The following is a 20,323-nucleotide window of genomic DNA, read 5'->3' as shown; positions in this document are numbered from 1 at the left end:
AGCACGCTAGGAGAGGCGCATGACGCGAGCGCCGCACAGCCGGCCCGACCCGAATATCAACCACCCCGACCCGCGCACCCCCCTCGATCCCGGCCCGCAGCCCGCCGCCGGACCCCACCGGATCGCCGTCCTCGGCGCCGGGGTCATGGGGGTCGGCATCACCGCCCTCGCGCTCGGTCACGGCGTACCGGTCCTGCTCGTCGACGTCGACGAGGAGCGACTCGACCGGGCCCGGGACGACATCGACCGCGAGCTGCGCACGGCGCAGCTGATGGGCCGCCTCCCGGCCGCCGCCGACACCGGCGCCCTGGAACTGGCCACCAGCGCCACTGGCGTCGGCGACGTCACCGCCGTCGTCGAGGCCATCACCGAGGTCGCCGAACTCAAGGCGAAGGCCCTCGCGGAGGTCTCGGCCCGGGTGCGCCCCGGCACCCCGTTGATCTCGAACACCTCGTCCATCCCGATCGACGAGCTCGCCGGACACGCGGAGCGCGCCGAGGACGTTGTCGGCACGCACTTCATGAACCCGCCCTACCTGATTCCGACCGTCGAGGTCATCCGGGGCGCCCGGACCGGCGAAGGGACCATGACCGCCGTCAGCGCTCTGCTCACCGCCCTGGCCCGCACCCAAGTCGTCGTACGGGACGCCCCCGGCTTCGTCACCAGTCGCGTCCTGCACCCGATGATCAACGATGCGGCCCGGGTCGTGCAGGAGGGCACCGCGACGGTCGAGGCGGTCGACGCCCTGATGGAGGGCTGCCTCGGCCACCCCACCGGACCGCTGCGCACCGCCGACCTGATCGGCATCGACAACTTGGTGGACTCGCTGCGCGTACTGCACCAGCACACCGGAGACGAGGGCTGCCGCCCCTGCGACCTGCTGCTCGACAAGGTCCGGCAGGGCGAACTCGGCCGCAAGACCGGCCGCGGATTCTACGCGTACCAGGAGGAGAACTGATGAACAGCTTCGACGCGGAGGCCATGGAGCCCATGAAGCCCATGGAGGCCCCCGAGGCCCCCGAGGCCCCGGAGGCCATCGAGAAGGAGATCCTGCGCTTCCTGGAGGCACGCACCAAGCGTTCCTGGGAGACCGACGCGGACCTCTTCGCCTCCGGCGGGCTCTCCTCACTGTTCGCGATGGAGCTCGTCGTGCACCTGGAGAAGTCCTTCGGCGTCTCCGTCCGCGGCGGCGACCTGCGGCTCGACAACTTCCGTACGGTCGTGTCGATGACGGCGCTCGTGCTGCGGCTCAGGACGGCGGCGGCCGGAGGAACCGGTGAATGACCCGGTGAGTGACCCGGTGATGGACGTGCCACGGCCCGGCTCACCCGGCCTGGGGGAGGCGGCTGCCCTGGAGGAGGCGATCGCCGAGGTCACCGCCCTGGTGGCCGGTGAGGCCGATGCCTGGGACCGTGCGGGGTTGCTGCCCGTAGCCCTGCTGCGGAAGCTCGGCGCCGCCGGGCGGCTGTGTCCGCAGGTGCCGTCCGCGTACGGCGGGCTGGGCCTGTCCAGCGCGGCAGGCGGCGCGTTCACCGCGCACGTCGGCAGCCTGTGCAGTTCGGTGCGGTCCGTGCTGACCTCGCAGGGCATGGCCGCCTGGACCATCGAGCGCTTCGGCACGGCCGAGCAGCGTGCGGCGTTCCTGCCCCGGCTCACCGGCGGCGACCTCGCGGCGGCCGGGTTCAGCGAACGTGGCGCCGGCAGCGATCTGTCCGCCATGACAACCCGCGTACGCCGCGACGGCGACGCGGTCGTCCTCGATGGACACAAGGTCTGGGTGACCGCCGCGCACTACGCCGACCTGCTCGTCCTGTTCGGCAAGTACGACGGCGACACCGACAGCGGCAGTGACGGGAACGGCGACGCGGGCGTGCCGAGCGGGGACGAGGCGGTGGCCGTCGTCGTCCCCGCGGACACCCCTGGCGTCCGCGTCACACGCGTCGCCGACCCCCTGGGCTGCCGCGCGGCCGGGCACGCGGACATCACCCTCGACGCGGTACGTGTTCCGGCCGCGCACGTGCTCGGCGGCTCGTCGCTGCCCTTGCCACTGCTGGTCACCACCGCCCTCGCCCATGGCCGCATGTCCGTGGCCTGGGGGTGCGTCGGCATTCTGCGCGGCTGTCTGACGGCCGCCGCCCGGCACGCCGCCACACGTGAGCAGTTCGGCGCCGTACTGGGCGAGCACCAGCTCGTCGCCCGCCATCTCGCCGAGCTCTTCGTGGCCGAGCAGAGCGCGACCCGGGCCTGCGAGCACGCCTCGCGCTGCTGGGACGACGGCTCACCGGAGCAGGTCGTGGCCACCGTCATGGCCAAGCACGTCAGTGCGCGCAACGCGGCCCGCGGCGCCGCCACCGCCGTCCAGATCCTGGCCTCCGCGGGAGCTCAGGACGGGCACGTGGTGGCCCGCGCCCACCGTGACGCCAAGCTGATGGAAATCATCGAAGGCAGCAATGAGATGTGCCAGTTGATGCTGGCCCGCCACGTCCTCGGCAACAGCGTGTGAAGGGAATCGGAGTGACGACATCCGGAGCGAACTCGCCCACGGCGGCCGTGTCGACCCCGTCGGCCACCTCGGCCACGGGGACGCACGAGGCGCCGGTCGGGCCCCCGGCGCCTACGCCGCCCCCTGCCCCGACCCCCGTACTGAAATGCCTGGTCTGGGACCTCGACAACACCCTTTGGCAGGGCACTCTCCTGGAGGACGGCGAGGTGACGCTGCCGGACGCGATCCGTGAGGTCGTCGTGGAGCTCGACTCCCGCGGCATCCTGCAGTCCGTCGCCAGCAAGAACGACCACGAGACGGCGTGGGCCCGCCTGGAGAAGCTCGGCATCGCCGAGTACTTCGTGCTGCCGCGGATCGGCTGGGGACCCAAGTCGGACTCCGTACGCCGGATCGCCGACACGCTGGGCTTCGCACTCACCACCGTCGGCTTCATCGACGATCAGCCCGCCGAACGCGCCGAGGTCACCCACCACCTGCCCGAGGTCCGCTGCTACGAGGCCGAGGCCGCCCAACTCCTGCCCACTCGCCCGGAGTTCACCCCGCCCGTGCAGACGGTGGACTCCCGGCGACGCCGCCAGATGTACCAGGCGGGCTTCCGGCGCGAGGCCGCCCGGGACGAAGCGACCGGACCGGACGAGGACTTCCTGCGCTCCCTCGAACTGGAGATGCGCATCGGCCGGGCCACCGACGTGGAGCTGTCGCGCGTCGAGGAACTCACCCTGCGCACCAGCCAGATGAACGCCACCGGGGTGCACTACTCCGACGCCGACCTGCGCCGGCTCCTCACCGACCCCGGCCACGAGGTCCTGGTGGTCACGCTCACGGACCGCTTCGGCCCGCACGGCGCGGTCGGCGTACTGCTCCTGGAGCGCCGCCCACAGGCGTGGCACCTCAAACTTCTGGCCACCTCCTGCCGCGTGGTGTCGTTCGGCGCGGGCGCGACCATTCTCAACTGGCTCATCGACGAGGCGGCCCGAGCGAACACCCATCTGGTGGCCGACTTCAGGCCGACCGAGCGCAACCGCATGATGGAGATCGCCTACCGCTTCGCGGGGTTCACGGACGCCGACCCGTGCTCCTGCGTCGCCACCCTCCCGCAGGCGGCGAACGACCTCCAACGCCTGCACCTGCGGCCCGCGCCACGCCCGGAGTCCACGACGATCAAGGTGAGCGCGGCGGCCCTGACCTGACCCGAGCCGCGAGGGCGGCCCCGGTACGAACGCCGAACGCACCCGGAGCCGCCTCGCCCCGACTCAGCGCTTGCGGGCCAGGGTGATGCCGTCCGCCATCGGCAGAAGGGAGATGTCCACGCGCTGGTCCGCGGCGAGCGCCGTATTGAGGTCGCGAATCGCCACGGTGTCCGCGTCGTCGAATTCAGGGTCCGCTACGCGCCCGAAGAAGAGCGTATTGTCGATGACCAGAAGCCCGCCGCTCCTGGTGAGCGTGAGTGATTTCTCGTAATAGGCCCGGTAGTTGGCTTTGTCGGCGTCGATGAACACGAAGTCGAACGCCTCGGCACCCCGCTCCGCGAGAAGATCGTCCAGGGTATTCGACGCCTCCCCGACACGCAGCTCGATACGGTCGTCGACGCCGTCCCGTTTCCAATAGGCGGCGCCGATGTCGGGCCACCGGTCGGTGACGTCACATGTCACGACCTTGCCGTCGGCGGGCAGCGCACGAGCCATGCAGAGAGCGCTGTAACCGGTGAAGGTTCCGAGGTCCAGCACCGTTCGAGCCCCAGTGAGCCGGACGAGCAAAGCCAGTAACTGGCCTTCTTCCGCCATGACCTGAAGGGTCGTGCCACCGGGCAACTGCGCCGTCTCCTCCCGCAGTTCTCTCAGGATCTCGTCGTCGCGAAGGGACACGTCCCTGACGTAGGCGAGGAGGTTCTCGGTAGAGCCGATCTGATGGGCCATAAAGGCAACGCCTTTCTCTTGTCTGCCTCTTGTCTGCGCACTGAACGCAACCCCTTCACGACCGTAGCAGCGAATAACGTGACCGACTCCCGAAGTAGCCGAACAGGTAAGGAAGATGACCGGAATCCCCGCACGCGCAGTACTTCCGGCCGCTCTCGGGCATCACGGCCCGCCAGCCTTGTTGAACACCCGAGCACCCGAGGACTCAACGGCCGCTCGGCCACCATGCACGGCCTGATATCGGCCTCGGACCCGGACGATTACGGCCACGACGGCGACATCGCGTCCGACGCCCGTCCGGGCCGGTCCGGGGTTCCGGGACAGTCGTGGGACTCCAGATACGAAATGGCCGCGAGTGATGGATCGGATGCGATGCAATTCGGAATTTCAGGTCGCCGAGAACGGGGGTGAGTCGCTTGATCCGGCCATCATTACGTGCACCCAACCCGACCATTGAACAGTCTTTGCCGGGGTGTCTACGATTCACCGAAATGATCGCCGGACCTGGCAGAGAGGTGGGTACGGGAAGTGAGCATCGAACAAACCGAGAGCCAACGCAGCAGGGTGAGCAAGGCATTTGATCTGATGGACCGCGACGGTAGCGGCGAACTGGGCATCGATGACATCGAGTCGTTGGCCGAGCAGTTAGTCGGTCGGTTCGGTTTCGCTACCGGCTCGCAGCCGCACGAGGACTTCCGTCGGGTGACCAAACAGCTGTGGGAGGGCGTGGTTTCCGACATCGGCCTGAGCGCCGGCGACAAGATCAGCCGCAAGGAGTACGTGGACTTCTACGCGGACGCCGAGCCGTCAGCGGTCCAGCGCACCATGGCTCCGTTCACCGAGCAGCTCTTCAAGCTGTTCGACGCCGACAGCGACGGCAAGGTCTCGAAGAGCGAGTTCGAGCGCTACCACCGCGCGTGGGGTGTTCCCCAGGAACGGATCGAGGGAACGTTCGACCAACTGGACACGGACCGCAGCGGCGATCTGTCGAAGGAAGAGCTGCACAAGTACCTGAGCGGGTTCATTTTCGGAGAATTCCGGTAACACCTCACCGGGAACAGTCCGGAAGCAGTCCGGTCTGAAATGAGGGCTTGCCCGGTCGAACGCCGCACGTCGGCGCGCGACCGGGCAAGTCTGTTTTATGTGACATGAAATTCCGCGCGTCGAACCCAGGGAATGCTTATCGGTGCGTATCGACCTGGAGTGACGGTGGTCACGGACGTCCGTACGCGACTCGCTGTAAAGTTGGGGGAACAGCCCTTGACCTGCAAAAACGCAGGCAGGGAGCCTAGGACCAGGAGTAGCTTCATGCTGCGGACCATGTTCAAGTCCAAGATCCACCGCGCCACGGTGACCCAGGCCGACCTGCACTACGTCGGGTCCGTCACCATCGACGCGGACCTTCTTGACGCCGCCGATCTGCTGCCCGGCGAGCTCGTCCACATCGTCGACGTCACCAACGGCGCCCGCCTGGAGACGTACACCATCGAGGGGGAGCGGGGCAGCGGGGTCATCGGGATCAACGGTGCGGCCGCCCACCTCGTTCACCCCGGCGATAAAGTGATCATCATCAGCTACGCCCAGGTCGAGGACGCCGAGGCGCGGGAGCTGCGGCCGCGGGTCGTCCACGTGGACGAGGGCAATCGCATCGTGGCCCTCGGGGACGATCCGGCGGAAGCCGTGCCGGGCGATCCGGACATGGTGCGCAATCCGTCGAGCCGCCGCCGGGTCTCCGCCTGATCCGTCCTCTCGGGCCCCGGGCAGGCTCCGGCTACGAGGAGAGCGATGAGTGGTGTCCCGCGGGAAACGGCGATGCTGGGGCTTCTGCATACGTCCCCCGTCCACGTACCCGTCTTCGACGGTTTGCGGGACGCGGCACACCCGGGGGTGGAGCTCCGGCACCACGTGGCGGAAGAGCTCCTTGCGCGGGCCCGTCGGGAGGGGCCTGACGCGGTCGCCCCGGACGTTCGGGACGCCCTGGTGAGGGTCGTCGGGGACGGAGTGGGGGCCGTGCTGTGCACCTGCTCCACCATCGGGGGCATCGCCGAAGCGGCCGGGGCGGACCTCGGGGTTCCCGTCGTCCGGGTCGACCGGCCGATGGCGGCCGCGGCCGTCGCCGCCGGGCCTCGCGTCGTCGTGCTCGCGGCGGTCGCGTCGACCCTTGGGCCCACCTCGGCGCTGGTCGAGGAGGAGGCGCGGCGGGCCGGGCGGGAGGTCTCGGTGCGGGCCGAGCTGGTCGAAGCGGTGTGGGAGAGGTTCGAGGCGGGGGACCCCGAGGGGTACGTCGAGGGCGTGGCCCGGGCGGTGCGCGCGGTGCGGGACGCGGATGTCGTCGTGCTCGCACAGGCCTCCATGGCCGGGGCGGAAGCGCTCGTCACGGATGTCCGGGTGCCGGTGCTGTCCAGCCCCCGGGCGGGTCTCGCTGCGACGGTTGCCCTGATGTCGGGGTAGCGCGGCCTCCGGGGGCCCAGGGAACTCCGAGAGCACACGGAATCCCGGGAGACCCGGACGTACCGGAGCACCGACTCCGCCCCGGGCACGGACCGCCGAACCGTGGAAGGCTTGGGCGCGGGGGCGTCGGGTACGCGGGGAGGAGCCGCTGGCGTACCACTTGCTGGAGGAGTGCAATGACCCACCCGTACCCAGATCCCGCACCGGCCCCGGGGCCGGTCAAGCCGTTCCCGGACCCCGACCCCGTGCCGCCGGAGCCGGGCAGGCCCTTCCCGGGGCCCGACCCCGTGCCGAACCCGGAGCCGCGGCCGACCCCGGATCCGCCGCCCTCCCCGATTCCCCAGCCGCCGGGCCCCGACCCGGCCCCCGAGCCCCAGCCGGGGCCGATGCGCTGAGGCGGCCGACGCAGCCGACGTACTGGTGGCGGGCGCGGACCTGTGAGTCCACGCCCGCCGTCGGCTGCCCGGGGCCTCTTCCGGTCCCTACGCCTGCCCCTGCCCCTGCCTTCTCCCGGCCGCCCTGGCCGGTAAGACTCCCTGTCGGGCGTGGGCGCCCCTGGCATAACGTGATCTCTCCACGTCCTTGCCAAGGAGGAGCCGCCGGTGCCCCAGTTCGATCTGCCCCTCGACGACCTGCGCCGTTACCGTCCCGACCTGCCCGAGCCGAGGGACTTCGACGCCTTCTGGGAGAAGACGCTGCAAGAGGCGCGCCGGCACGGTCTTGACGCGCGGTTCGAGGCGGTTGAGCTGCCTCTGACGGGTGTACGGGTCTTCGACGTCACGTATGCCGGATTCGGCGGGCACCCGGTCAAGGGATGGCTGGTTCTGCCCGCCGGAGCGGAGGCGGAGGCCGAGCGGCCGCTGCCCGCCGTCGTCGAGTACATCGGCTACGGCGGCGGACGCGGGCTGCCCCACATGCATCTGCTGTGGGCCGCCGCAGGGTACGCGCACTTCGTGATGGACACCCGGGGCCAGGGCAGCGGCGGCTGGGCGCAGGGCGACACCCCGGACCCGGTGGGGAGCGGCCCCGCGTACCCGGGGTTCATGACCCGCGGGATCGAGGACCCGCACGACTACTACTACCGGCGCCTGTACGTCGACGCGGTGCGGGCCGTCGAAGCCGTCCGCGCCCATCCGCTGGTGGACGCCACGCGGGTGGCCGCGCTCGGGGTCAGTCAGGGCGGCGGCGTCGCCCTCGCGGTCGGCGGGCTCGTGCCGGATCTGGCCGCCGTCGCGGCCGACGTGCCGTTCCTCTGCGACTTCCCGCGGGCGACGACGCTCACGGACCGGCCGCCGTACAGCGAGATCGGGCTCTACCTGAAGGCGCGCAGGGACGGCCAGGAGCGCGTCTTCACGACCCTCTCGTACTTCGACGGCGTGCACTTCGCCGCCCGGGGGCGGGCGCCCGCGCTCTTCTCCGCCGCCCTGCAGGACCAGACCTGCCCGCCGTCCACGGTGTTCGCCGCCTTCAACGCCTATGCGGGCAGCGAGCGTTCGATGGAGGTGTACGGCTTCAACGATCACGAGGGCGGTGGCCCCTACCAGCAGGGCGTCCAACTGCGGTGGCTGAAGGGGTACTTGAGGCGCTGAGACGCTCAACCCGGCCTATGCACCCGGCTCTTGTCACGGATTGGTCCGACCGGCTAGCTTGCGGGCTTGTCGTGTGTCCGCTGTGCGCGATCCGTGATGACGCGTGTCCGAGGGAGCTCCCAATGGCCGTACGGGGCCGGCACCGCCGGTATCAGCCGAACCGCATCAACCGCGCGTCGCTGACCGTCACGGCGGGCGGCGCCGGAATGGCGCTCCCGCTGACCGTCGCGGGCACCGCGGGCGCGGCCGACGTCGACACCTGGAACAAGGTCGCGGCCTGCGAGTCCGGCAACAACTGGAGCATCAACACCGGCAACGGCTACTACGGCGGCCTCCAGTTCAAGCAGTCCACCTGGGAGGCGTACGGCGGCACGGCCCACGCGCCGCGCGCCGACCGCGCCACCAAGGACCAGCAGATCTCCGTCGCGGAGAAGGTGCTGGATGCCCAGGGCCCCGGCGCCTGGCCGGTGTGCTCGTCGAGGGCCGGGCTCGCCCGGGGCGGCGGCACACCCGAGGTCACCCCGGCCCGCGCCCCCGCCGCGCCGGAGCGGTCAGGGCGCCACGTCAAGGACGTCAAGCCCGAGGTGACCCCGCAGTCCACCGCGGGCACCGCCGAGATGTACACGGTGATCCGCGGCGACACCCTCTCCGGCATCGCGGGCGAACGCCGGATCCGGGGCGGCTGGCAGCAGTTGTACGACACCAATCGCCGCGTCATCGGCGACGACCCCGACCTGATCACGCCGGGGCAGCGGCTCTCGGTGCACGGGCAGGGTGCCGTCAAGCAACGCCCTGGGGACCGTCCCGACGCGCGGCCCCGGCAGGAAGCGCCGGAGAAACAGGCGGCTGACAAGCGGGCGGCGGAGAAGCGGGCCGCAGAGAAACAGGCCGCCCAGAAGAGGGCCGCCGAGAAGAAGGCAGCCGAGCGGCGGGCCGCCGAGCGGGCCGCCGCGGAGAAGAAGCGCGAGAAGCCGCGCTCCTCACAGGCGTCCGCGCCGGGAGCCGTCGCCCCCGTAGCCGCCTCGCCCAGCACCCCGTACCGGGCGGCCGGCGGCTCCTGGTCGAAGGGCTACCACACGGGCGTCGACTTCCCCGTGTCCACCGGGACCTCCGTGAAGGCCGTCGCCGCAGGCCGGGTCGTCTCCGCGGGCTGGGGCGGCAGCTACGGCTACCAAGTCGTCATCCGTCACACCGACGGGAAGTACAGCCAGTACGGCCACCTGTCGGCGCTCTCCGTGAGAGCCGGACAGCAGGTCGGCGCCGGGCAGCGCATCGCGAGGTCCGGGTCGACGGGCAACAGCACGGGCCCGCATCTGCACTTCGAGGTGCGGACGGGGCCCGGTTTCGGTTCCGACGTCGACCCGCTCGCCTATCTGCGGGCGCGCGGCGTGCGGATCTGACAGGTCGTTGCGACCGGCGGGGCCGGTCGGCGTCAGGACACCATCCGCTCGTGCCGCCCCTGGTGTCGCGGCCGACTCCTGCGGTGGGCCGTCGGCGGCTGCTGGGACGGCACGGCGGGCAGCACGTCCGCGGTGGGGCGCGGCCCGGGGCCGTCCGCCGCCCCGGATGCGGAAGCAGAAGCGGAAGGAGAACCGGAGCCGGAGGAGCCCTGTTCCGTCGGCCGACGCGAGGCCGGGCCACCCTGCGCCACCGGACCACCCTGTGCGACCGGACGCCCCTCGGCGACGGCCGCCGTCGACGTCTCCCGCGCGATCCGCTCGGTCGTCAGCAGGACCAGGCCGGTCGCGGCGACGACCCCGCAGGCCAGCGCCAGGACCGCGCCCGCGGCGCCGTGGCGGAAGGATTCTCCGAAGAGGGTCAGACCGACCGCCGCCGCCACCACCGGGTTCACGACGGTCACCGTCGCCAGCGGAGCCGCCAGGCCCGCGCCCCGGTACGAGGCCTGCGAGAGCAGCACACCGGCCGCCGCGAGCACCGCGATCGCCCCGAGGGTCGGCAGCTGTTCGAGCAGCGCGACGTCCCGGTCCCAGTCCACCGCCACCGTCTTCGTGAACACCGACGCGATGCCGAAGGCCCCACCGGCCGCACAGGCCAGGAGCACGCTGCGCATCACGGGGTGGCGGTGCACCGCGTGCGCCGCCACCATCAGCGCGAGCACGCCGCCGCCCGTGGCCATGGCGAGCATCAGGCGCTCCGCGTCGGCCAGGGTCTGCGAGTCGGACGACGAGGTGAGCGACAGGAGGCCGGCGAGCCCCAGCGTCGCCATGAGCGCGCCCCGCCAGGCGGTGGCCCCGGCCCGGCGCCGTACGAACACGGCGGCCATCGGCAGGGCGAAGACGATGGTCAGCGCGCCGAGCGGCTGGACCAGGCTGAGCGGACCGTAGGCGAGCGCCACCACGTGCAGCAGGGCGCCCAGGCCGTTCAGGGCGATCGCGGTCCACCAGACACCCCGGCGCAGCGGCGCGTACCCCTGTCCCGTCGACGTCGCCGCCACGCGCTCCTGGAGGATCGCCCCGCCGGCGTACGCCACGGCTGAGACGAGGGAGAGCAGCACGGACAGCGCCAGAGCACTCATGAGGTGCTCCGCGGGGTGCGGTGCGTCCGGTGTTCCCGGTCTGGCGAACGGTCTGCTTCCATACTGACAAGAATGACTCCGGAAGCCCTCTGAGTCGTCGTACCTGAGCAGGCAATTGGTCCTACTGCCGATGGAGTACGACCTTTCCCATGTCCTCCCCAAGAGGGGTTACCTCCTGGGCGCGGAGAGTGACCCTCATGGCGACCCCGAGGCCGCCCGGCGGCGCGGGACTTGCTGTACTTCTGTCGTGACCACCCTCATCGACCTGGCAGAACTCGGTACCGTCGGCGGATTCTTCGCCCTGCGCGGCGCTCCGGCGCACGACAGCGGCGCCCGGCCGCTCGCGGAGGCGTACGCGACGCCCACGACCGGCACCGACCCGCTCACGTTCCGTGTCCGCAAGGTCGCGGAACGGCTCGGCGCGCCCGAGGACCGCATCGCGGTGTCCGTGGCCCAGCTGGGGCTCGCCGCCCGGCTCTGGTCCGTCGCGCTCGGCTCCGCCGCGCTGTACGGCAGGGTGCCCGACCTCGACCCCGCGCTGCTGTGCTGGGACGCCGACGGCACCTCGCCCGACGACCTGTGGCTGAGCGACGTACGCCCGCTGCCCGGCGATGCCGGGACCGTGCGGCAGGTCGTGCAGCACGGCCATCTGGCGCCGCTCTCCGCCGCGTTGCGCGACCGGTACCGGGTCTCCGCCGGGCTCCTGTGGGGCAACGCGGGCTCCGCGCTCGCGGGCGCGGTGCGTGAACTGCACGGCTGGGCGGCGCGTTCGGGGCGCCCCGACGTCGGGGAGCGGGCCAGGAAACTGGCCGCCGAGCTCTTCGACCACCCCGACCTGTCCGGCACCGGCACGCTGCGGGGCACCGCCTTCCGGCGGCGCAGCTGCTGCCTCTACTACCGGTGCCCCGGCGGCGGGTTGTGCGGCGACTGCTGCTTCGAACGCCCGCCGCAGCGGTCTTCCCCCGAGGCCCCGTCTGGGTGACCATGAGATGGCGCGGCCGGCATCGGGCGGACGACGGAGGGTTCTGCGTGAAGGTGGGACTGCTCACCCGGGAGTATCCGCCGGACGTCTACGGCGGAGCCGGTGTCCATGTCGAGTTCCTCGCACGGGAGTTGCGCGCACTCGTCGACCTCGACGTGCACTGCTGGGGGGAGGGCGCGGCCGACGGTCTCGTGCGCCACGGGGGTTGGCCCGCGCTCGACGGCGCCAACGACGCGCTGCGCACCTTCTCCGTCGACCTCTCCATGGCGGCGGCCCTCGCCGGACGCGATCTGATCCACTCCCACACCTGGTACGCCGCACTCGCCGGGCACCTCGGCAAGCTGTTGCACGGCATCCCGCACGTCATGACCTCGCACTCCCTGGAGCCGCTGCGCCCCTGGAAGGCCGAGCAACTGGGCGGCGGATACGCCCTGTCGAGCTGGGCCGAGCGCACCGCGGCCGAGTCCGCCGACGCGGTCATCGCGGTGTCCGGCGCGATGCGCGAGGACATCCTCGCCTGCTATCCGGCGGTCGACCCGGCAAAGGTGCACGTGGTGCACAACGGCATCGACACCGCCCTGTACCGTCCCGACCCCGGCACCGACGTACTGGAGCGGCTCGGCATCGACCCGGACCGGCCGTACGTCCTCTTCGTCGGGCGGATCACCCGGCAGAAGGGCGTGCCCCATCTGCTGCGCGCGGCACGGAAGCTGGACCGCGACCTTCAGATCGTTTTGTGCGCCGGGGCGCCGGACACCCCCGGCATCGACGTCGAGTTCCGCACTCTCTTCGAGGAGTTGAGCCGGGCGCGCGCGGGTGTCCAGTGGATCCCTGAGATGCTGCCGCGCCCGGAGATCGTGCAACTGCTCACCCACGCCGCCGTGTTCGTCTGCCCTTCGGTGTACGAGCCGCTGGGCATCGTCAACCTGGAGGCGATGGCGTGCGGCACGGCCGTCGTCGCCTCGCGGGTCGGCGGCATCCCGGAGGTCGTGAGCGACGGGACGACGGGACTGCTCGTACCGTACAAGGAGAGCGACCCGGAGGGCTTCGAGCACGACCTCGGGCTGCTCCTGAACAGGCTGGCCACCGACCCGGAGCGGGCCGCCGCGATGGGCGCGGCCGGGCGCCACCGCGTGCTCAGGGAGTTCGGCTGGGACGCGGTCGCCCGGCGCACGGTCGAGGTGTACGAGGAGATCCTGCACGCCGACAGATAGCCGACAAGTAGGGGGCCTGGGATGCGCGGTGGACCTTCGGTGCTCGGAATCGTGCTGGCCGGCGGGGAGGGGAAGCGGCTGATGCCGCTCACCGCCGACCGGGCCAAACCAGCGGTCACGTTCGGCGGCACCTATCGCCTCGTCGACTTCGTGCTCTCCAACCTCGTCAACGCCGATATCCTGCGGATCTGCGTCCTGACGCAGTACAAGTCGCACTCCCTGGACCGGCACGTGTCGACGACCTGGCGCATGTCGAGCCTCCTCGGCAACTACGTCACCCCCGTCCCCGCCCAGCAGCGCCTGGGCCCGCGCTGGTACCTGGGCAGCGCCGACGCCATCCTGCAGTCCCTCAACCTCGTCCACGACGAACAGCCCGACTACATCGCGGTGTTCGGCGCCGACCACGTCTACCGCATGGACCCGCGGCAGATGCTGGTGCAGCACATCGAGAACGGCGCGGCGGTGACCGTCGCGGGGATCCGGGTGCCGCGCTCCGAGGCGTCGTCGTTCGGCATCATCACCCCCGGGCGCGACGGCACGAAGGTCGAACGCTTCCTGGAGAAGCCCACCGACCCGCCCGGGTTACCCGGCGCCCCGAACCAGGTCTACGCCTCCATGGGCAACTACCTCTTCACCACCAAGACCCTGGTCGACGCCCTCCAGCAGGACGCCGAGGACGGGGAGTCCGCGCACGACATGGGCGGCTCCATCCTGCCGCTGCTCACCGAGCGTGGGCTGGCCCAGGTGTACGACTTCGACGACAACTACGTCCCCGGCGAGACCCCGCGCGACCACGGCTACTGGCGCGACGTCGGCACTCTCGACTCGTACTACGAGGCCCACATGGACCTGATCTCCGACCAGCCCGTCTTCAACCTGGACAACCGGCGCTGGCCCATCTACACCCACTCCGACGGTCTGCCGCCCGCCAAGTTCTGCGCGGGCGGCATCGCGGGGGAGTCCATCGTCAGCCCCGGCTGCGTCATCCGCGGCCAGGTCACCCGCTCCGTCCTCTCGCCCGGCGTGACCATCGAGGAGGGCGCGGTCGTCCAGGGCTCCGTGCTGCACGACAACGTACGGATCGGACGGGGCGCGGTGGTGCGCGGAGCCGTCCTCGACAAGAACGTCGACGTGCCGCCGGGTGCCACGATCGGAGTCAACCCGGAACGGGACGAGGAGCTGTACACGGTGTCGAGGGGTGGCGTGATCGCGTTGGGGAAGGGCCAGGCCGTGCCGGTGTGAACGCCCCGCTCACAGCACCCGCCGCCGACGCCCCAGCCACGTCTGCGCGATCACCACGACCGCCAGGAAGGCGCCGCTGACCACCTGCTGGTAGGCGGAGTCGAGCGAGCCGATCTGGTTGATGACGTTCTGGATGACCTTCAGGAGCAGCACGCCCGCCAGGGAGCCGCTGATGAAGCCGAAGCCGCCGGTGAGCAAGGTGCCGCCGATGACGACCGCGGAGATCGCCTCCAGCTCCATGCCGGAGCCGAGGATCGTCACCCCGGAGACCAGCCAGGCCGCGTTGAGGGCCCCGGCGAGCCCCGCGCAGAGCCCCGAGACCGTGTAGACGGTGATCTTCGTACGGGCCACGGGGGCGCCCATCAGCGCCGCCGCGTCCTCGTTGCCGCCGACCGCGTACACGTACTGGCCGAACCGGGTGCGGCGCAGCACGACCGCGCCCGCGACGAACAGGGCGACCGTGATCCACACCGGCGCGCCGACGCCGAGCACCCTGCCCTGGCCGAGCGTCGCGAAGAACGAGTCCTTGTCGACGAGGTAGGTCTTGGCGCCCTCGTCGGTGACCGACAGGAGGATGCCGCGCGCGCCCAGCATCGCCGCGAGGGTCACGATGAACGGCGCGAGCCGGGAGCGGGCGATCAGCAGGCCGTTGACCAGGCCGATCAGCCCGCACACGGCGAGCGGCAGGAGCAGCGCCACCGCCGTGCCGTACCGCGAGCCCCAGGCGGCGAGCACCCCGCCGAGGGCGAACAGCGAGCCGACGGACAGGTCGATGCCGCCGGTGACGATGACGAAGGTCATGCCGAGCGCGACCACCGCGAGGAACGCGGAGGACACGGCCATGTTCTGCAGGTTGTCGCCCGTCAGGAACGTGTCGAAGCCGACCGACGCGGCGGCCACCGCCACGATCAGCGTGACGAGGGCGCCGTGCTGCTGGGCAAGGGCGCTCAGCCGCTCGGCGCGGGTAGGGCCCGCGGCCTGTTCGTCCTGGACGGCCTGGCTCATGGGGTCCGCCGCGGTCTTCGTGTCGGTGGTCATCGCTTGCCCCTCTCGCGTGCCGCGTAGACGGCGAGGACGATCACCACGGCCTGGGCGATCTGCGTCCACGACGGCGGCAGGTCGTGCTTGATGAGCGTGGCGGTGAGCAGCTGGATGAGGACGGCGCCCGCCACGGTGCCGCCGATCCGGACGCGCCCGCCGCTCAGCGGTGTCCCGCCGACCACCACGGCCGTGATCGCGGAGAGCTCCATCAGATTGCCGAGCGACGTCGGGTCGCTCGCGCTCAGGCGGGCGGTCGCGAGGACACCGGCGAGTGCGGCGAGGGCGCCGGAGACGACGTACACGACGATGAGCACGCGGCGCACCGGCAGGCCCGCGAGCAGGGCGGCCGGGCGGCTGTCGCCGATGGCGAGGAGCTGCCGGCCGAACGTGGTGCGCCGGACGACGAAGGCGACGGCCAGCGCGAGGGCCGCCGCGATCAGCACCAGATACGGGACGCCCGCCACGTCGCCCGAGCCGAGCGACGCCATGGTCGGGTCGCGCACGTCCTTGAGCTGGGGGAGCAGCACCTGGGCGAGGCCACGGCCCCCGACCATCAGGGCGAGTGTCGCCACGATGGGCTGGACGCCGATGAGGGCGACGAGCGAGCCGTTCGCCGCGCCGACCGCCATGCCGCCGAGCACCGCCACGATGAGGGCGATCCACATCCCGTATCCGAGATAGAGCGAGATCAGGGAGGTGGAGAGCGCCATGACCGAGCCGACGGAAAGGTCGACGCCCTCGGTGCCGATGGCCAGGGCCATGCCGAGCGCCACGACGAGGACGGGCGCGACCTGGACGGCCTGAGTGCGGAAGTTCTCGCCGGAGAGGAAGTGCGGGGTGAAGAGGACGTTGACGAGGAGGAGGACGGCGACGCCCAGATAGACGCCGTAGTCCTGGAGGAGGCGCAGCACGCGTTCCCGGTCGTGGGGGAGCGCGGCGCCGCCCGGCCCCGGCGGGGCGGCGAGCGCGGTGGGGGAGGGGTCACTCACCGCGGCCTCCGGTGGCGGTCCGAGGGGTGGCTATGGCGCGGAGCAGGCGGTCCTCGGTGACGTCGGAGCCGGTGAGTTCCCCGACCACGGCGCCGTCCTTGAGGACGACGACCCGGTCCGAGCCCTCGATCAGCTCCTCCATGTCCGAGGAGATCAGCAGCACGCCGAGGCCGTCCGCCGCCAACTCGTCGATCAGGCCCTGTACTTCGGCCTTGGCGCCGACATCGATGCCGCGCGTGGGTTCGTCGAGCAGGAGGACCTTCGGGTGCATCGCGAGCCAGCGGGCGAGCAGCACCTTCTGCTGGTTGCCGCCGGACAGTTCGCCGACCTTCTGGTGCGGTCCTGACGCCTTGATGCGCAGCCGCTTCATGAAGGTGTCGACGACGGCGTCGACGCGGTCCTCGTGCACGAGGCCGAAGCGGGAGAGGCGGGGGAGCGCGGCCAGGGCGATGTTCTCGCGGACCGAGAGGCCGGGGACAATGCCCTCGGCCTTGCGGTCCTCCGGCAGGAGGCTGATGCCCGCCCGGATGGCCGCGGGGGTGGACCCGGTGCGGATGCGGGCGCCGGCGAGGACGATCCGCCCGGAGTCGGGAGGCAGCGCCCCCGCGATGGCCTTCGCGGTCTCGCTGCGGCCCGAGCCGAGCAGTCCGCCGAGGCCGACCACCTCGCCGGGCCGGATGGTGACGGAGACCCCCTTCAGACGGTGACGAACCGTCAGTCCGGTTGCCTGCAGCACTGGTTCGGTATCCGCACGGTGGTCGCCCGTGAAGCGGGTGAGCCCCTCGTCCTGCACGGTCTCGATCTCGCGGCCCAGCATCAGCGCCACCAGGCGGAGCCGGTCGAGGTCGGCAAGCGGCCCGGTGTGCACGACCTTGCCGTCGCGCAGCACGGTGACGGCGTCGCAGACCTCGTACAGCTCGTCCAGGCGGTGACTGACGTAGATCACCGCGATGCCGCGCTCGCGCAGCATGCGGATCACGCCGAACAGGGTGCGCACCTCCCGGGGTTCGAGGGAGGAGGTCGGCTCGTCCATCACGACCACGCGCGCGTCGACCGAGACGGCGCGCGCCAGGGCCACCATCTGCTGGGCGCCGATGCCGAGTTCGCGCAGCGGGCGGCGTACGTCGACGCGGACGCCGAGGCCCCGCAGCGCCTCGTCGGCCTCGCGGTGCATCCGCCGGAAGTCGATCAGGCCCAGGCGGCCGCGCGGCTCGCGGCCCAGGAACAGGTTGCGGGCCACGCTCATCAGGGGGACGAGGTTGACCTCCTGGTAGATGGTGGAGATGCCCGCGTGCTGCGCTTCGAGCGGGGTGGCGAACCGTGCCGGGCGGCCGTCGTACGCCAGGTCGCCCGCGTCCGGCCGGTACACCCCCGTCAGGACCTTGATGAGCGTGGACTTGCCCGCGCCGTTCTCGCCGATCAGGGCGTGCACCTCGCCCGCGCGGGCGGTGAAGTCGACCGCGTCCAGGGCGCGGACGCCGGGGAACGTCTTGGTCAGGCCGGTCACCGACAGCATGTCAGTAGGCCTTGCCGAGATCGGACTCGGCGTTCTTCCCGGTGTACGCGTTGTCCTTGATGACGATGTCCTGCGCCACCTTCTGCCCCTTGGTGAACGTGTCCAGGGTCTGGAAGGCGAGCGGACCGAACCGCGGGTTGGACTCGACGACGCCGTCGATCCAGCCGTCGACGATGCCCCGTACCGCGCCCTTCGTGCCGTCGATCGTCACGATCTTCACGGCGCCGGCCTTCTTGCCCGCGCCCTTGAGGGCGTTGACGGCGCCGAGCCCCATCTCGTCGTTCTCCGCGTAGATCCCGGTGATGTCGGGCCTGGACTGGATGAGCTGCTCGGTGACCTGCTGGCCCTTCTCGCGCGCGAACTCGCCGGTCTGCTTGAAGACGACCTTGAGCCCCGGGGCCTTCTCCTCGATGCGGTTCTCGAAGCCCTTGGTGCGCTCGGTGGTGACGTTGTTGCCCGCCGCGCCGAGCAGGATCGCGATCTCGCCCTTGCCGCCCGTCGTCTCGATCATCCGGTCCGCGGCCCGCTTGCCCTGCTCGACGAAGTCGGAGCCGATGAAGCTCACGTAGTCCTTGCACGCGGTCGCGTTGATCTTGCGGTCGATGGTGACGATCGGGATGTGCTTGGCGCCCGCGGCACGCAGCACCGGCTCCCAGCCGTCGGAGTTGAGCGGTGCGACGACGAGGAGGTCGGCGCCCTTGGCGATGAGGTCCTGGACGTCGCTGATCTGCTTGGAGAACTGTGACTGGGCGTTGGCGGTGAGGAGCTTGACGCCGCGCTTCCTCGCCTCGGCCCGGATGGACGCCGTCTCCGCGATGCGGAAGGGGTTGGCCTCCTTCTCGGACTGGGAGAAGCCGACGGTCGCCTTGGCCAGGTCCAGCTTCCTGCCGCCGTACGCGCCGATCGCGCAGGTCCTGCCGCTGCCCCCGCCCGAGGACGCCACCTCCTGCCCGGCGTCGCCCCGGTCCTGCGACGAGGCGCCGCCGCCGTCGGACGCGTCGTCCTCGGACTTCGCGCAGCCGGCGGTGAGGACGAGGCCCGCGGCGAGGCCGACGGCGGCGAGGGTCCTGGCTGAGGTACGGCTGAGGAGTGTGGTCGGCTTCATGGAAGTCCCCAAACGGCACGGCCCCCGGCACTGAGAGCGCTCACGGGAGAGACGGCACTTGCGGTCAACTCGGCGGTACGGGGAGCTTTTTACATCGTTGAAAGAGTGCTGTAAACCCTCCGCGCACGCTTCGCCGCACCGCGCGGGCCCGGCGGCATGACCCGGACTCTCACCGCCGGCCCAGCGTGCTCTCCCGCTCCACCAGCCGGAAATCCGCGACGAGTTCGCGTCCGCCGAGCTCTTCCGGATGCGCCAGACTGCGCAGCAGCGACTCCACCGCGAGACGCGCGATGGCCTGCTTGTCCGGCGCCACCGTGGTGAGCGTGACCGCCCCGAACTGGCCCTCCGCGATGTCGTCGAAGCCGACCACCGCCACGTCCCACGGCACGCGCAGGCCGCGCTCGTGCAGCACCCGCATCGCGCCGATCGCCACCAGGTCGTTGTAGGCGAACACCGCGTCGGGCCGCACGCCCGCGTCCAGCATCCGCGCCATGGCCTTCGCCCCGTCCCACCGGTCCCAGCCGCCGACCGGCCCCACCAGGCTCTCCGGCGCGGCGATCCCGGCCGCCGCCAGCTCCTCGCGCCAGCCCGCGAGGCGCAGGTGGGCGGGGCGGTTGGCGGAGTCCGTACGGGCGCCGAGGAACGCGATGTTGGTGCGGCCGCGGCCGATGAGGTGGCGCACCGCGGTGCGGCTCGCCGCGACGTTGTCGATCGCGATGTGGTCGTAGGGCAGGGCGTACTCGCGCTCGCCGAGCAGCACCAGCGGCACGTCGTCCTCGCGCCCCCGCAGGTCCTCCGACTCCAGCTCGATCGGGCTGAGGATCAGGCCGTCGATCACCCGGGCCCGGAAACCCTGGCTGACCAGGACCTCCTGCTCGCGTTCGCCGCGCGTGTGGTCGAGGAGCACGGTGAAGTCGTGCTCGGCGGCGGCGTCGATGACGGCGCCCGCGAGCTCGGCGAAGTAGGGGTTGCCGAGCTCGGGGACGGCGAGCGCGATGATGCCGGTGCGGCCCTTCCTGAGGTGGCGGGCCGTCAGGTTGGGCCGGTAGCCGAGCTCGTCGATGGCCTCTTGCACGCGGGCCCGCATCGCCGGGGTGACGTGCTGATACTTGTTCACCACGTTCGAGACGGTCTTGATGGAGACGCCCGCGCGCTCCGCGACGTCCTTGAGGCTTACCCGCACTGCTTCTCCCTGCGTCGGTGGCCGCCCCGGTCCTTCGAGGCGTGTGTCATGACCCT

Annotated in this window: 20 protein-coding genes; 13 read left to right on the top strand and 7 right to left on the bottom strand. The window is 71.3% G+C overall.

Going from position 1 to position 20,323, the window contains the following annotated elements; all coding sequences use genetic code 11:
• Positions 1–19 precede the first annotated feature (19 nt).
• The 4 genes from ACZ69I_RS15525 (at position 20) to ACZ69I_RS15510 (ending at position 3,693) form a co-directional block, all read left to right on the top strand.
• Positions 20–958 (top strand): 3-hydroxyacyl-CoA dehydrogenase family protein, encoded by a 939-nt coding sequence (locus ACZ69I_RS15525; RefSeq protein WP_470832602.1) that lies wholly within the window; start codon positions 20–22, stop codon positions 956–958.
• A gap of 41 nt (positions 959–999) precedes the next feature.
• Positions 1,000–1,284: an acyl carrier protein gene (locus tag ACZ69I_RS15520; RefSeq protein WP_470832818.1), complete on the top strand. Its 285-nt coding sequence runs from the start codon at positions 1,000–1,002 to the stop codon at positions 1,282–1,284.
• A 19-nt stretch (positions 1,285–1,303) separates the two neighbouring features.
• Positions 1,304–2,503, top strand: a complete 1,200-nt coding sequence (locus tag ACZ69I_RS15515; RefSeq protein ID WP_470832816.1) for an acyl-CoA dehydrogenase family protein — start codon at positions 1,304–1,306, stop codon at positions 2,501–2,503.
• A gap of 140 nt (positions 2,504–2,643) precedes the next feature.
• Positions 2,644–3,693, top strand: a complete 1,050-nt coding sequence (locus ACZ69I_RS15510; protein WP_470832814.1) for an HAD-IIIC family phosphatase — start codon at positions 2,644–2,646, stop codon at positions 3,691–3,693.
• Positions 3,694–3,756: 63 nt separating this feature from the next.
• Here the strand turns inward: ACZ69I_RS15510 and ACZ69I_RS15505 are convergent, their stop codons facing one another.
• Positions 3,757–4,419, bottom strand: coding sequence for a class I SAM-dependent methyltransferase (locus ACZ69I_RS15505; RefSeq protein WP_470832600.1), 663 nt, complete (start codon positions 4,417–4,419; stop codon positions 3,757–3,759).
• 528 nt (positions 4,420–4,947) lie between these two features.
• Here ACZ69I_RS15505 and ACZ69I_RS15500 point away from each other — a divergent pair.
• The 6 genes from ACZ69I_RS15500 to ACZ69I_RS15475 all read left to right on the top strand — a co-directional run bounded on the left by ACZ69I_RS15500 (position 4,948) and on the right by ACZ69I_RS15475 (position 9,859).
• Positions 4,948–5,463 carry an EF-hand domain-containing protein gene (locus ACZ69I_RS15500; protein ID WP_470832598.1) on the top strand — a complete coding sequence of 172 codons (516 nt, stop codon included), beginning with the start codon at positions 4,948–4,950 and terminating at the stop codon, positions 5,461–5,463.
• 264 nt (positions 5,464–5,727) lie between these two features.
• A complete protein-coding gene (gene panD / locus ACZ69I_RS15495; protein ID WP_467675207.1) occupies positions 5,728–6,159 on the top strand; it encodes an aspartate 1-decarboxylase in 432 nt (143 codons plus the stop codon).
• A gap of 72 nt (positions 6,160–6,231) precedes the next feature.
• On the top strand, positions 6,232–6,870 hold the full coding sequence (locus ACZ69I_RS15490; RefSeq protein ID WP_470832812.1) for an aspartate/glutamate racemase family protein: 639 nt from the start codon (positions 6,232–6,234) through the stop codon (positions 6,868–6,870).
• A 176-nt stretch (positions 6,871–7,046) separates the two neighbouring features.
• Complete coding sequence (locus tag ACZ69I_RS15485; RefSeq protein WP_470832597.1) at positions 7,047–7,265, top strand: hypothetical protein; 219 nt, start codon at positions 7,047–7,049, stop codon at positions 7,263–7,265.
• A gap of 207 nt (positions 7,266–7,472) precedes the next feature.
• Positions 7,473–8,459 (top strand): acetylxylan esterase, encoded by a 987-nt coding sequence (locus ACZ69I_RS15480; protein WP_470832596.1) that lies wholly within the window; start codon positions 7,473–7,475, stop codon positions 8,457–8,459.
• Positions 8,460–8,581: 122 nt separating this feature from the next.
• The gene (locus ACZ69I_RS15475; RefSeq protein ID WP_470832595.1) at positions 8,582–9,859 is read left to right on the top strand and encodes a transglycosylase family protein; all 1,278 of its coding nucleotides are present in this window, start codon (positions 8,582–8,584) and stop codon (positions 9,857–9,859) included.
• A 32-nt stretch (positions 9,860–9,891) separates the two neighbouring features.
• Here ACZ69I_RS15475 and ACZ69I_RS15470 read toward each other — a convergent pair whose 3' ends face one another.
• Positions 9,892–10,995: a DMT family transporter gene (locus ACZ69I_RS15470; protein WP_470832594.1), complete on the bottom strand. Its 1,104-nt coding sequence runs from the start codon at positions 10,993–10,995 to the stop codon at positions 9,892–9,894.
• Between the two features lie 259 nt (positions 10,996–11,254).
• Here ACZ69I_RS15470 and ACZ69I_RS15465 point away from each other — a divergent pair, with 259 nt between their 5' ends.
• From ACZ69I_RS15465 to glgC, 3 genes are read left to right on the top strand one after another with little or no spacing between them, the layout of a single operon-like run.
• Positions 11,255–11,977: a (2Fe-2S)-binding protein gene (locus tag ACZ69I_RS15465; protein ID WP_470832811.1), complete on the top strand. Its 723-nt coding sequence runs from the start codon at positions 11,255–11,257 to the stop codon at positions 11,975–11,977.
• A gap of 47 nt (positions 11,978–12,024) precedes the next feature.
• Complete coding sequence (gene glgA / locus ACZ69I_RS15460; protein ID WP_470832592.1) at positions 12,025–13,191, top strand: glycogen synthase; 1,167 nt, start codon at positions 12,025–12,027, stop codon at positions 13,189–13,191.
• 21 nt (positions 13,192–13,212) lie between these two features.
• Entirely contained in the window at positions 13,213–14,433 is a 1,221-nt protein-coding gene (gene glgC / locus ACZ69I_RS15455) for a glucose-1-phosphate adenylyltransferase (protein WP_470832591.1), read from the top strand.
• 9 nt (positions 14,434–14,442) lie between these two features.
• Here glgC and ACZ69I_RS15450 read toward each other — a convergent pair whose 3' ends face one another.
• The 5 genes from ACZ69I_RS15450 to ACZ69I_RS15430 all read right to left on the bottom strand — a co-directional run bounded on the left by ACZ69I_RS15450 (position 14,443) and on the right by ACZ69I_RS15430 (position 20,267).
• On the bottom strand, positions 14,443–15,438 hold the full coding sequence (locus ACZ69I_RS15450) for an ABC transporter permease (RefSeq protein WP_470832810.1): 996 nt from the start codon (positions 15,436–15,438) through the stop codon (positions 14,443–14,445).
• Positions 15,439–15,467: 29 nt separating this feature from the next.
• Entirely contained in the window at positions 15,468–16,385 is a 918-nt protein-coding gene (locus ACZ69I_RS15445) for an ABC transporter permease (RefSeq protein ID WP_470832808.1), read from the bottom strand.
• A 70-nt stretch (positions 16,386–16,455) separates the two neighbouring features.
• The gene (locus ACZ69I_RS15440) at positions 16,456–17,979 is read right to left on the bottom strand and encodes a sugar ABC transporter ATP-binding protein (protein ID WP_470832589.1); all 1,524 of its coding nucleotides are present in this window, start codon (positions 17,977–17,979) and stop codon (positions 16,456–16,458) included.
• 1 nt (position 17,980) lies between these two features.
• The gene (locus tag ACZ69I_RS15435) at positions 17,981–19,084 is read right to left on the bottom strand and encodes an ABC transporter substrate-binding protein (RefSeq protein WP_470832588.1); all 1,104 of its coding nucleotides are present in this window, start codon (positions 19,082–19,084) and stop codon (positions 17,981–17,983) included.
• Between the two features lie 169 nt (positions 19,085–19,253).
• Entirely contained in the window at positions 19,254–20,267 is a 1,014-nt protein-coding gene (locus tag ACZ69I_RS15430; protein WP_470832587.1) for a LacI family DNA-binding transcriptional regulator, read from the bottom strand.
• Positions 20,268–20,323: the final 56 nt, after the last annotated feature.

Source organism: Streptomyces sp. NPDC036815 (assembly GCF_055609205.1).
Note: the sequence above shows the minus strand (reverse complement) of the source record. Positions and strands in the feature narration are given on the sequence as shown.